Consider the following 12,260-nt stretch of genomic DNA (forward strand, 5'->3'; position numbering starts at 1 on the left):
ACAGCACTAAGCGTATAGAAAGGTGTCTCCAACTTATGTGCAATAATCTGAGCTAAAGTGGTTTTTCCAACTCCTGGCGGTCCCCATAATATAAAAGAAGAAATGCGTCCTGCATCAATCATTTGGCGCAAAACGGCACCTCGTCCAACTAAATGCTGCTGACCAACATATTCATCGAGCGAATGTGGGCGCATTCTTTCTGCTAAAGGTTCACTCATAGTTGTTGCAAAAATAATTATTTCACATGATATGGCAAAAAAATATACGCTAAAAGTTTGTGAATATGATGCAAAGTATATACTTTTGCAACAAAGAAACAAGGTATATATGAGACAACAAAAAGTTCTAACACTAAAGACCCTAAACAAAAGTAATGTTTGGGATATTCAGGAGAATGACGTTTTTAGAATGTGGGAAGCTGCTGAAAAAGAAGCAGACCTCAAAGACAATGCACGTCATTATGTTGATATCATCCGCAGTGCTTTTGAAATCGAAGAAGTAAAAGTTGATAGACCGGAAGTCATCGCTAAATATGAGGAACGCGGCTTCAAGGTCGGCTTTGTTAAGATTGACGACAACACGAAAGTGAAATGGGCTATCAAGAAGCGCCCTATCCTACGTGTCACTGACCTCACTTATGAAAACATTCACCACATTTCAGCATCAAAGCTGCTCGAAGTTATAGAACGTAACTTCGGAGGAGGTTGGGATAGCCTTTCTCAAAGTATTCAAGATATCATCGAACGTGGCTTTGACATCAGCACAACGACCCTCCCTAAAGATCGTCTTCACAAGCCAGGTGGCATGTATGAAAAGAAAATTAACGATGGATATGAGGTTCTCGAAATTGAGAAAGGAACATGGGTTGAGGCTATCTTTGCTAAGGAAAGACCAGAATTATATCATGCAAAGATGAAATATGAATCTACAGAACAATTGCCCGAAGAATCTCCCGTGTCACGAGAAGATGAGGAAGAGGATGTAGTTGTTGACGACCATTATAATGATCCAGAAGATGAAGATGATGCTTTCGACGAAGATAAACTGACGGAAGAAAGCTATCGCACAACATACGATGAAGATCCAGAATCACTTGATTTAGAAGCATCTGAAATGAGTGATGACGAAGAATACTAATTCTCTGCATTGATTTCAGACTTATACAATATAGGCGTATAACTCATTTTTTAAAAAGCCTTTGAGTTATACGCCTCACTTTATATATAATTTTGCATCACCCATGAATGAGTGGTGACGCAAAATAATAGTAACTAAAATACCAATAACCTAAAGTCTACATGATATTACTCAACCTCGACAATATTCTCTGCAAAACTCAACTATAGACTAATAAAGAAATTAGCATTAACTAATTGCGCCAAATAGCCGAACCCACAAGCCCTTTGTGCCCCGAAATGTATATTTTACTGTCTTTGTTGAGTATCATTTTACAATTCCTTTCTCTAAATATTCAACCAAATTTAAACGAACATGCTCTGCTAAGTTGGAGCCATCTTGTCCTGTGATGCCAGTAATTAACGCAACTTTTTTCTTATCCATATGTTTATTATTGTGAGTTTTTTTTTCTAATATTAAGTTCTGTCTTTTTATAAGCTTACTTCCTATATATGTTTCTCCAATTTGAAGCGCATTTATATGTGAACGTTTTGAATGATTTGTGTGATAGAATCTTTTATCTTACACGCTTAGTTCTGAAAGGGATTTTTATAAAGTCCTAAGAGGGCTTTAAAGTAGAGAATGAAAAAGGACAAATCGCTGAAATATCGTTTAAACATACGTTTTGGTTCGCAGTAAATGCGATACAACCATTCTAAAGCTAATTGTTGAAAGATGTGTGGAGCGCGTTTAATTTGTCCTGCTTCGAAATCAATTGTCGCACCCAAAGCCATCCAAATTCTAACATTTGGCATGCAATCTTTATAACGGACAATCCATTTTTCTTGTTTTGGTGCACCAACACCAACCAATACAACATTAGCTTTGCTACGTTGGATGGTATTGCAAATTTGTGCGCATTCTTCTGCATTTTGTTCAAAGCCAAAGGATGGAGAGAGTGCTCCTACAATGATCTCTCTACCGACTTTCTCATTGATACGTTGCATAGCCTTCGTGGCAACTCCCTCTTTTGCACCTAACAAGAATATCTTACAATTAAGATTATCTTTATGATATTTATAGAATGCCGTAAAGAAGCTGCTCCCAGGGATTGCCTCAGGGATTGCTTTTCCAGCCAGTTTTAATGCTAAATAGAGAACTCTTGAGTCGCAAACCACCCAATCGGCCTGTTGATAAGCTTCCCAAAAAGCTTTGTCATGCTGCAATTTTACGAGGTGATCAATATTTGGTGTAAAAAGAACGCCTTCTTTCAAATCAGCTAATAACTGCTGTTGCGTGATTGCTTTTAAACGAATATTTAGTATAGTCACCATTAAATTGACTTCAAATCTTTAAATATTTATATTTCCCAGATAAATAAGGAATATACTTATCTATCATCCATGCAGTAAAAATTGATAAAGCACTCACTGCAACAAAAAGAACAATAGGATGACTAAAAAACATCTTCAAAAGTTCATAAAAATAAATATGAATAACAAGAATGAGCATTGAGAGCCTGCCGACAACAGCTAAGCTTGTAGGAATAAATTTACTAATACCTATAATCAGCAAGATACCTACTAAGCTATTAAATAGGAAAGTAGGATAATTTTGCCTATAATCATTCCAATACATGTCTATAGGAATCATACCAATATTGTATAACGACATCACGAAAAGAAACAATAGAAGTACAGATAATTTTATTTCTCTTCCTGTTTTCTGTTCTGGTAGTATTCTATCCTTTAACAAATCGCCAAGATAGGCAAAAGGAATTACAGTTAGAGTTGTATTGATAAAAAGAGGAAGTTTCAAATGATGTCCAAACAATTGATAAGTTCCTAAATAAAAGCCTATGATAGATAGGAGCATTATCAATAAACCCCTATACTCCACTTCAATTTTCTTAATACCATAATATATGATATAACATTCGAACATGCACAACAAAAACCAAGATGGACCATTCATAATCTCGTAGGGATTAAGCCACATTTTAACAAAAGCAAGAAAGGACTTTGTAAACAGGTAATAGATAAAGTATGGGATGCTCCATATTACAAAGGGGATTAGAAGCTGATTCGTTTTTTTTCTGATTTGTAATTTCAAGGAGATAGGAGTATGATAAAACACACCCATGATAAAGAAGAATAAAGGCATAACCCACATGGTTACACCAAAATTATCAACTCTACAATGCCATGAAACCACGAATAAAATTGCTATTCCGCGTGCAATGTCAATACTATAATTACGTTTTACCTTATTCATCTATAATTTTTTTAGGAGAGATTCCTATTTCTTGTAATTTAGATTCATATTTTCTTTTATCGACATCTGAAATGGAAGCAGTGCCAAGTACTTTCATTCCATGATAATATGTGTTAAATAAATTATCCAAATCTGACATGGACAAACGTTTTGAAGGTGGATAAACTGCTTGCTCATGCGCTAGTATCTGTGCCTTGTCAAACTTCACGCCTATAATCTTTGCTGGTATTCCTGCTATGACAGCATAAGGTGGAAAAGGTTTGTTTACCAAGGAACATGCACCAATAACAGAGCCTCTTCCTATATTTGAACCTGGTAGTAGAGTAACTCTCGTGCCTATCCAACAATCATCAGAAACTTCTATATCTTGACTCTTATCATTGATATGCAGACTTCCCGTGAATGTATAAGGAATACCAACTGTTGGAGTATGATTGTCAGTAACCACCGTAAAGTCAGTTGATATCTCTGTATAATTACCAATCCTAAGTTTCCCTTTTGTTCCAATAAAAGTAAAGCCACCCAATATTTTGCTGTAATCGCCTATGGAAATAAGTTCAGGTGCCGACACACTAAAAGGAACTGTAAGATAGATATTCTTACCAGTACTGTACATTTGGCGACATAGTCTGTTAATTTTCCATTTGTAAAATTGTTCTATTAACCACATAATCAAAAAAAATTACGCCTGATCAATGCATTGTATTAACCGTTCTATAAGTTTCTTAATCACAATATTTGACTGATATAGTTGAGCTGTTTTAAAGGCATTTCTATTCATTTCCAACTTCCTCTCATCAGGAAGGTTAATGTAATTAACAATACATTCACCCATTCTTCTGCTATTCCCAGGAGGAATAAGGAAACCATTATATCCATCTTTGATATAACTTTTTAAACCACCGATAGCAGACCCAATAACAGGTTTAGAAGCAGCCATAGCCTCCAAACCGACTAGACCTAAACTTTCTTTTAATGTTGTTGGAAAAACAAAAAGAGTGAGATTAGTATAAAATTGAGGTAATTCTGCATGTGAAAGAGCACCATAATAGGTAACTATATGTGATAAGTTTAAAGTTGAAATCAGATGTTTCAATTCTTCAACTTGCCTACCTGTTCCTGCAATTTTAACTTGAATGGGGTGTTCTTTGTAAATATCTTGAATCGCTCTTAGTAAAATATCCCATCCTTTACCTGTGTCAATACGTGAAACATAACCGATTGTGAATGGGGATTGTACAGGGGCTATCATTTCATTATAGAAAGACTTTTCTATTCCCCCCGATGGTGAAACAAATATATTTTGAAACCTAATATCTTTGAATTTATCTATTAGAATATCTTTGAAGAATTCAGATGGGACGACAACCAACTTGGAATTTATAAGAAGTTTATGTACTGCTTGCAATACGTTTTCAGCTACTTTTGATTTCGTTAAGAGGTCATCTCCATGAATATTGAATACGATATTAAGTTTCTTTATTTTCGACAAGAAAAGTAAAGGAATAGACGAATAGGTGATGTAGTGTACGTAAATAAGATCATAGTGATGGAATAGTATATGCAAGGTTATGCTGGAATAAAACCAAAAGTATTTCAACAATTTGCAAATCTTACTTGTTGTCCGTCCCTTAATGACGCATAAATCTGTCTTATAGTGCATGGAATAGCCTTGTAATTCGTGTGTAAAAAGTGCTACAAAGGTACCATACGATGGATCTTTCTCAGAGGGAAATAAGTTGGAAATGACGAGAATTCTTTTCTTACTTTTCATAAGATTGTTTGTAAAACATTAGAGCATTGAGTGTTGCGATGAATAGTCCAGCTGTACTTGAAAAATAAATATGTCCAGCAAAGGTGCTCATACCCAGTAAGATAATATCACTTGCGAAGATAATTTTAATGAGATTGTTATTCTTTTTATTCTGTTTTAATTTGAGGAAAAGGTATATCCATGAAGAAAAATAGATGAGAATGCCGGTATAACCCATGTTGAGGAGAACATCAAAAAAGTCCATTTCTACGGTTCTATTGCCTCCTATACCAAATAATTGGTCGAAGAATGGCGCATTAAAGAAGATGGACGTACGTTGTTCTACAAATGTTTGTCTGCTAGAAAGTAGTAATTCTATGAGTCCTCCTTTATTATATGCATAAATAGCCTTCTGCAGGTAAGCTGCATCTCCCGATAAGAAGTTGTCTAAGTTGAATATAAATATGAGATAAAAGGCTGCAGCTATTGTGAGGCCAATAATAGCTTTCTTGTATTTGGCTTTATAATAGAGAATCAAGATTACAGAAAAAATTGCGGAAAGAATAGCCGCTTTCGAAATGATTAAGATACCTAAACAAACGATTAAGCAGCATCCTATGAAGAATATTTTTCTCCCTCTCTCGTAAAGATTGTAAAGTATAAATGGGAATAGCGCCATACAGACTCCTCCTAATTCATTCAATGCATAGAAATAACCGCAGAAACCAAGACTGCCAAAATTCGTTTCGTAGGATCTAAAACCCAGTCCCAAAAGTCCAGAAAAAATGTTGATAGCAAAAATGATAAAATTATAGTTGAAAATTTTTTTTATCCAAAGTATGGCAGCATTATTATATTGTCGGATGAGAATAGATATGTAGACAAATATAAAGATATTGGTTAAAGGCTTCAACAAAAGCTGTAAGGACTCTGTATATTTTTCAGGGCTCACATATATGTAATGAAGGCTTTGCCATAGGATATAAATGACAATACAACACAATACACACCTCCCTTGTTTAAATTTTAATAGTCTAAACGATAGTAAAAGGATGATGAAAAGTTTATAGATGATAGATATTGGTACACCTTCTCCTAAACGAAGAAAGAAACCATTAATAGAATCTATTAGCAGCCAAAAGCAGAAGAGGTTGAGAATAAAGCAATCTCGCTGCTTAATAGTATTGATTTGGCTATTCATGGGGGCGTAGTTGTATATGGTTTGTACGATAGTATATGGTTAAAGAGAATATGCACCATAGCGCAATCATACATATAACCATACTCCTAAATGACCAGAGATATACAATATGTGGGAATACACCCATACTAATAATGGTAAAAATGATATAGCCAATAGTTATATCATCAATTTGATTTATGGCTACTTGTAGCAGTGAAACATTATCGAAAATAATCTTTAGAAATAAGCTACATCCGACCATGCAAAATAAAATAGGGCTACTAATGAAGTTTTCTCCTGCAATGAATCGTACAATGATGTCGCTTAATGTTGTAGAGATTGTTATAAATCCAAATGCAGCAAGTAAAGTCATAAGAAGGCTAATGTCCCATAATCTCTTACATTTTGAAATTTTTTTTTGGAAATAAAGTGTGGCTAATTTACTCCAAATAGGATTGAGGACACTTTGATAAATGCTCGTGAAGAATGTAAATACCTTTTGTGCAATATTGACAATTGCCGCCTCTTTTAATCCTAACAATGCACCAGAATAAATGGTTAAAATATTAGTTAAGAAGCTTCCTGCGAAACCAATAATTAAATATTTTATACCTAAAGGTAACAAAAACTTTATATCCTTAATCGTCTGTCCCATTTGAATCCGTATGTTCCACCATTTTCTTTTGTAAATAAAAAAACATGTGGAGATGATGTAAACTAAAAGTGGACAGATAAAATAGATGACAGATGTATATACAATTGAGACTTTTAAAATAGCAAGTCCGGATACAATGATGAAGGTAAAAACGCTTGATATAAAACCAAAGATAGCATTATACTTGTTTTCTCCATAGCTAAAGAATAAAGCCCCAGGAATCGATAGTGGTATCGTGAAGAAGAATAAGAGTAGGACAATCGTACAAATGATATGTCCTTGTTGTTGTAGCTGTAAATCTTCAGTCTTGAAAAGCTTTTCAAATGGGAAGTAATGATGAAAGAAGATTAATATAAGCGCTAATAGCAAGGCTAGTGTACTGAAGAAAATGAGTGTAGAATAAAAGTATCTTTTAGTATCTTCGTCTCCTTCTTTCCCACGGCTTAAATTTTTACTTGCAATGCTTCGCAGGACATTCGTTAATCCAAAATCGCCAGTAATGATGACTGCAGCAATGGAGGTGATGCTTCCCCAGAGCCCAAATTGCTCTTGGGTATAGAAACGAATAATAATAAATACTAATAAAGAACGTAACAGCGTCGCGACCGTTGTTGAAAGGAAAATCCAAGAGATGCCTTGTAATAAAGATGATGAAGAGAGCCGTTTTAACCTATTCATTAGGAAATAATAATGTGTGTGTTAAATTATAAAGCAAGATATTAATCTTTAAATGACGAGATTCCACTTCCATGCAAGATACTGTTTTATTTTTACAGGCAACGTATAGCGATAGGGGCTTAATATGGATTTGAACTGCTTTTGTTCATGAATTGGGGTTCTAATCGTCTCCAAAAAGTTTATATCTTCTTTAATTCTTTCAAAAACATTGTAGTTGAAGAGTATCCTTTTTTTAGCATCTTCTAATGTAATCGTAGAGTCAAAATCCCCTCGGAGAGCCTTTTGCATACATTGAATAGCTTGGTTATAATGGGTAATATCTAAGTAGACGAATGAGTTTTTTGGGAAAAAATCATCAATATTAGGGCACCCATAATAGAATGGTATACACGATGTTAGGAAAGCATCTCCTATCTTCTCTGTCCAATAGTTAGGGCAAAAGCAGTTTTCAATGGCTAAACAATATTTATACTTGGAGAGGACTTCAAACTTATCTTCAATAGGCTGATAGCCCATACCATATATGTCTAAGAGGTCGGGATATTCTTCTTTCACTCGTTCTACAAATGCAACTCGTTTACGATGGCCTTGTGTAAAGCGTTTATTTGAGGTGATAATACAAAATTTATTTAAGCGCTTTTCTATCGATTCCTCAAAATTTTGGAAGAATGTCGCATCTAAATTCTTCTTATTTCCTACGAGCCATGGCAAAACGGGATGACTTAGTTTGAAATGCGGATGATGTAGTTTATAAGGTCCAACAACGAGACCATATTGTGCTAAGTAGCTGGACGGAAAAGGTTTTATAAAAGGAGGTTCTCCTATGTACAAAATACGTTTATGTGTGGGTACTTTGCAAATGAGTTCTTTCTCAACACTATCAATCACTGCGATATAATCGTAATCGGTAGTGGTATCGAACACAAATTCTATGTTTTGAAACTGTCCTATGAGCAGTTGTCGCCTTAAATGCTGCTGATCTGACAGAACTAAGACCTTAGTCATTGTTTTATTTTTTTGAGAATTTTAAATGTAAATGCAGCAGGGATAATATAGAATCGGGCCAAATTATAGTTAGTTATATGGAGTACTAATCTCAAGAAGAACGGAACAGATGTATAAGCCGAAGGTGCTATACCTCTAATTTTAGTATGTAGTTCATAAAACGAGGCCTTGTCTTTTGCTTGACAACAGGCCACTAAATGATGAGAATATAATTTCAAAATGCCGATTTCTAAGGCTTCTTGATAAGAGTTCCTCTTGTCTCTAAAGAACTTTTGAAGCACTTCTATGCTCTTCCAGTCTTGTAAAAACCGTGAACGTGAATATTGATATGTATAAGATTGTTCATTAGTACAATTATAATAGTATAAAGTTTCGTGTATATTTTTTACACTATGTGCATAATAAGCCAGTCGAGCTGTTACTTGATAGTCTTCTCCACAGTTAATATTTGCCAGCGGTTTAATAGCATTATCTCTATATAAACTTGTGCGAATGAGCCGCCCCCAAATACAAACAGGCGCTTTCCTTGCTAATAACGCGCATACCATATCCTCTGCGTCTAAATACGAAGGTTGAAATACTACTTGCTCGAAATTACTATGTTGCTCTATAAAATCAACGGTTACAATATCACAATCATATTTTATTTGAGTAGCGACCATCTTTGTTACCATATCCTTACTCACATAATCATCAGAGTCAACCCAAGTTATGAAACGACCATGCGCATGTTCTATAGCTATATTTCGTGTAGCAGCAAGTCCTATATTCTCTCTATTTTCAATGATATAGTAATTGAGCTGACAATTTATTAGTCGTCTTTTTAACACGAGTAAACTGTCATCCGTCGAACAATCATCTACAAAAATATATTCTACATTTGGGTATGTTTGTCCCAAAATACTATCTAAGCAGCGATTGAGATATGTACTTACATTATAAATTGGTACACAAATCGATACTAATGGCGCTATTTCTTTGCCTTCTATCATCGGTGGTTTTAATCTAAAATAATCCAGTTATCACAAACACAATCACGATTAATGAAGTTATTGGGTGCAACAACGATATGATTCTCAATGGGATGTTGTAACCAAGCTCCCCACCAATAAAAAGTGGAGTTCGATATAATAGCATGTTGACATTGAGTCATGAGATACATATCGGCTATGGTTGCCCACGCATTGTCTTTCTCTTTCACGAAATAAAGATTAGCGTTCGTGGGAAGATTATTCATTGCCCATGCCTGTTCTTGTGTAAAAACAACAAATAAAGGGGCGGGGAGCTGTTCTTGAACGTGGGAGATGGCTTTCGCATAATAGTCTTTATTACAAAGTGGATATGGGGAGTCTTTCTTGTCTTTAACCTCTTGATAGCGACGAATACCTAACATGACTAAGGGCTTGCCTGTACCTTTTAGCATTTGTAGCTCATCTGTTATGGTATGTGGTAGGATACTCTTAAGTTGAAAGTCACGACGAATCTCATCGCTGTAATTCTCAAAATAGCGTGGACTTTGCCAATAGCCTTCTAAAAAGATATTTTTATTCGTAAATTCAAATAAGCGTTTTTCATAATGAAAAGGTTCTTTCTCTTTGATAAATTGATAATGGGGACACAGAAGGTTCCGACCAATTCTACGGCTAATTCTTTTAATATTTAATTCGCCTTTGTAGTTGAAAGTAATCCATTTGGCTGTAGGGAGTTGGCATTTAAAGTGGTTTAATTCAAGATGTCTCTGATATTTGTAATCTTGCTCAAAACCTTGTCTCAAATTAAATGCCATGGGGGTTCGGTAATGGAGTGATAATGCTTTTGCTGTTGCATAAATAAACATCTGGTTTCCTAAGCCGCCAAAGAGTGTTGTTGCAATCATATTTTTGAGATATATTGGGATATGGAATATCTTTTCTCTCCCTATTTTTAATCTTTCCCAAACAAATCGCGGGTGTAAACCTTCGTTTTTACGTCGTCTAACGTGCTGTCGTAGCGGTTGGCGATGATGGAGTTGGCTTGGGATTTGAATTGCGAGAGGTTGTTGACGACACGGCTTCCGAAGAAGGTTGTGCCATCGTCGAGGGTGGGTTCGTAGATGATTACGCGGGCACCTTTGGCTTTGATGCGCTTCATAATGCCCTGGATGGAGCTTTGACGGAAGTTGTCTGAGTGGCTTTTCATCGTCAGACGGTAGACGCCAATGATAACTTCTCGCTCGTCGTGGGGCGCATAATTGGTCTCTTCGCTATAGTTATAGTAGCCCGCGCGCTTGAGCACTTGATCGGCAATGAAGTCCTTTCGGGTGCGGTTGCTTTCGACAATGGCCTGAATTAAGTTCTCGGGCACGTCCTGATAGTTCGCCAACAGCTGCTTCGTGTCTTTGGGAAGACAGTAGCCTCCGTAGCCAAATGAGGGGTTGTTGTAGTGATTTCCGATGCGAGGGTCTAAGCAAACGCCATTGATAATGGCCTGTGTGTCAAGGCCTTTTACTTCGGCATAGGTGTCTAATTCGTTGAAATAAGACACGCGAAGTGCCAAATAGGTATTGGCAAAGAGCTTCACAGCCTCGGCCTCTTTCATGCCCATGAAGAGGGTGGGGATGTCGGTTTTGAGGGCACCTTCCTGCAACAGACGGGCAAAAACCTCGGCCTGTCGGCGCATGTTGTCGGGACTTGTCACCTTGTTGATAGCCTCATTCTCAGCCGTTTCGCCGGGGATGAGCTTGGGATAGCCCACGATGATGCGTGTGGGGTAGAGGTTATCGTAGAGGGCTTTGCTCTCTCTGAGGAACTCGGGTGCAAACAACAGGTTGAATTGCGCCGCGCCTTGCTGTGCATATTTGAGGTAGAGGTTGCGCGTATAGCCCACAGGAATGGTGGATTTGATGACCATGGTGGCCGACGGATTGACACTGAGTACCTTGTCAATGACCTCTTCTACGTAGGTGGTGTCGAAATAGTTTTTCGCCGGGTCATAGTTCGTTGGCGTGGCAATCACCACGAAGTCGGCATCTTTGTAGGCCATGTCGGCATCCAATGTGGCCGTCAGGCGCAAGGGTTTCTCGCGCAGATACTGCTCGATGTAATCGTCTTGAATGGGCGATTGGCGATGGTTGATGAGGTTAATCTTTTCGGGAACGACGTCAACGGCCATCACTTCGTGGTGTTGTGCCAGTAGGGTGGCCATGCTGAGGCCCACATATCCGGTGCCGGCGACTGCTATTTTTAGATCTTTTTCCATTCTTATCCGATAATTCTAAGACTTATAAAATAAATCAAATAGAATAATTAATCTTTATAAAAATCAAAACATAACAAATAAATACCATCTCTACTTCTTATTCAAAAGAGAATAAGAAATAGAAAAGATTTTGCACGTAACCCAACCATTTAAAAGAGAAGATAAAGAAATAAGGAAAAGAAAAGTACAAGTCGTGCAGACTATCATTGTACCCACTCTCTTTGTAAACCTAAAGAAAACCTAACCCCTATTAAATGAACAAGACTTCATAATTGTCTCGTCATATCCTATCTTACAGTTCGATTAATAGTAAATCTATTATTAATAATGCAAATATACAAAATATATTGATTACGTTA

12 protein-coding genes are annotated in these 12,260 nt (G+C 36.5%); 1 reads left to right on the plus strand and 11 read right to left on the minus strand.

The annotated features are described in order from the left end of the window. Positions 1 to 218, minus strand: a 218-nt coding sequence (locus tag HMPREF9420_RS02615) for an AAA family ATPase (RefSeq protein WP_007133860.1), incomplete at its 3' end; no start/stop codon positions are given. A 109-nt stretch (positions 219 to 327) separates the two neighbouring features. Here HMPREF9420_RS02615 and HMPREF9420_RS02620 point away from each other — a divergent pair. After that, on the plus strand, positions 328 to 1,137 hold the full coding sequence (locus tag HMPREF9420_RS02620; protein WP_044079044.1) for a hypothetical protein: 810 nt from the start codon (positions 328 to 330) through the stop codon (positions 1,135 to 1,137). A 569-nt stretch (positions 1,138 to 1,706) separates the two neighbouring features. On the opposite strand, the gene HMPREF9420_RS02625 is transcribed toward HMPREF9420_RS02620, so the two are convergent. The 10 genes from HMPREF9420_RS02625 to HMPREF9420_RS02670 form a co-directional block, all read right to left on the minus strand. Further along, complete coding sequence (locus HMPREF9420_RS02625) at positions 1,707 to 2,450, minus strand: WecB/TagA/CpsF family glycosyltransferase (RefSeq protein WP_007133862.1); 744 nt, start codon at positions 2,448 to 2,450, stop codon at positions 1,707 to 1,709. 10 nt (positions 2,451 to 2,460) lie between these two features. Beyond that, positions 2,461 to 3,390: an acyltransferase family protein gene (locus HMPREF9420_RS02630; RefSeq protein WP_007133863.1), complete on the minus strand. Its 930-nt coding sequence runs from the start codon at positions 3,388 to 3,390 to the stop codon at positions 2,461 to 2,463. Beyond that, complete coding sequence (locus HMPREF9420_RS02635) at positions 3,383 to 4,006, minus strand: acyltransferase (RefSeq protein WP_248628069.1); 624 nt, start codon at positions 4,004 to 4,006, stop codon at positions 3,383 to 3,385. Before HMPREF9420_RS02635 ends, HMPREF9420_RS02630 begins: the two co-directional genes overlap by 8 nt. A 66-nt stretch (positions 4,007 to 4,072) precedes the next feature. Then, complete coding sequence (locus HMPREF9420_RS02640) at positions 4,073 to 5,164, minus strand: glycosyltransferase family 4 protein (protein ID WP_007133865.1); 1,092 nt, start codon at positions 5,162 to 5,164, stop codon at positions 4,073 to 4,075. Further along, complete coding sequence (locus HMPREF9420_RS02645; protein ID WP_248628070.1) at positions 5,154 to 6,095, minus strand: O-antigen ligase family protein; 942 nt, start codon at positions 6,093 to 6,095, stop codon at positions 5,154 to 5,156. The genes HMPREF9420_RS02640 and HMPREF9420_RS02645 overlap by 11 nt, the downstream gene beginning before the upstream one ends. Before the next feature lie 241 nt (positions 6,096 to 6,336). Continuing rightward, entirely contained in the window at positions 6,337 to 7,659 is a 1,323-nt protein-coding gene (locus HMPREF9420_RS02650; RefSeq protein WP_007133867.1) for a lipopolysaccharide biosynthesis protein, read from the minus strand. Between the two features lie 48 nt (positions 7,660 to 7,707). After that, positions 7,708 to 8,664 (minus strand): glycosyltransferase family 10 domain-containing protein, encoded by a 957-nt coding sequence (locus HMPREF9420_RS02655; protein ID WP_007133868.1) that lies wholly within the window; start codon positions 8,662 to 8,664, stop codon positions 7,708 to 7,710. Beyond that, positions 8,661 to 9,656, minus strand: a complete 996-nt coding sequence (locus HMPREF9420_RS02660; protein ID WP_007133869.1) for a glycosyltransferase family 2 protein — start codon at positions 9,654 to 9,656, stop codon at positions 8,661 to 8,663. The genes HMPREF9420_RS02655 and HMPREF9420_RS02660 overlap by 4 nt, the downstream gene beginning before the upstream one ends. A gap of 8 nt (positions 9,657 to 9,664) precedes the next feature. Next, positions 9,665 to 10,540 carry an alpha-1,2-fucosyltransferase gene (locus HMPREF9420_RS02665; protein ID WP_007133870.1) on the minus strand — a complete coding sequence of 292 codons (876 nt, stop codon included), beginning with the start codon at positions 10,538 to 10,540 and terminating at the stop codon, positions 9,665 to 9,667. A 47-nt stretch (positions 10,541 to 10,587) separates the two neighbouring features. Continuing rightward, positions 10,588 to 11,901: a nucleotide sugar dehydrogenase gene (locus tag HMPREF9420_RS02670; protein ID WP_007133871.1), complete on the minus strand. Its 1,314-nt coding sequence runs from the start codon at positions 11,899 to 11,901 to the stop codon at positions 10,588 to 10,590. Positions 11,902 to 12,260: the final 359 nt, after the last annotated feature.

The sequence above is a fragment of the Segatella salivae DSM 15606 genome (genome assembly GCF_000185845.1).
GTDB lineage: Bacteria > Bacteroidota > Bacteroidia > Bacteroidales > Bacteroidaceae > Prevotella > Prevotella salivae.

Excerpts from the sequence above, each read along its gene's own strand:
- HMPREF9420_RS02620 (WP_044079044.1), top strand. The coding sequence starts at position 328 with ATGAGACAACAAAAAGTTCTAACACTAAAGACCCTAAACAAAAGTAAT.
- HMPREF9420_RS02625 (WP_007133862.1), bottom strand. The coding sequence starts at position 2,450 with ATGGTGACTATACTAAATATTCGTTTAAAAGCAATCACGCAACAGCAG.
- HMPREF9420_RS02630 (WP_007133863.1), bottom strand. The coding sequence starts at position 3,390 with ATGAATAAGGTAAAACGTAATTATAGTATTGACATTGCACGCGGAATA.
- HMPREF9420_RS02635 (WP_248628069.1), bottom strand. The coding sequence starts at position 4,006 with ATGTACAGTACTGGTAAGAATATCTATCTTACAGTTCCTTTTAGTGTG.
- HMPREF9420_RS02640 (WP_007133865.1), bottom strand. The coding sequence starts at position 5,164 with ATGAAAAGTAAGAAAAGAATTCTCGTCATTTCCAACTTATTTCCCTCT.
- HMPREF9420_RS02650 (WP_007133867.1), bottom strand. The coding sequence starts at position 7,659 with ATGAATAGGTTAAAACGGCTCTCTTCATCATCTTTATTACAAGGCATC.
- HMPREF9420_RS02655 (WP_007133868.1), bottom strand. The coding sequence starts at position 8,664 with ATGACTAAGGTCTTAGTTCTGTCAGATCAGCAGCATTTAAGGCGACAA.
- HMPREF9420_RS02660 (WP_007133869.1), bottom strand. The coding sequence starts at position 9,656 with ATGATAGAAGGCAAAGAAATAGCGCCATTAGTATCGATTTGTGTACCA.
- HMPREF9420_RS02665 (WP_007133870.1), bottom strand. The coding sequence starts at position 10,540 with ATGATTGCAACAACACTCTTTGGCGGCTTAGGAAACCAGATGTTTATT.
- HMPREF9420_RS02670 (WP_007133871.1), bottom strand. The coding sequence starts at position 11,901 with ATGGAAAAAGATCTAAAAATAGCAGTCGCCGGCACCGGATATGTGGGC.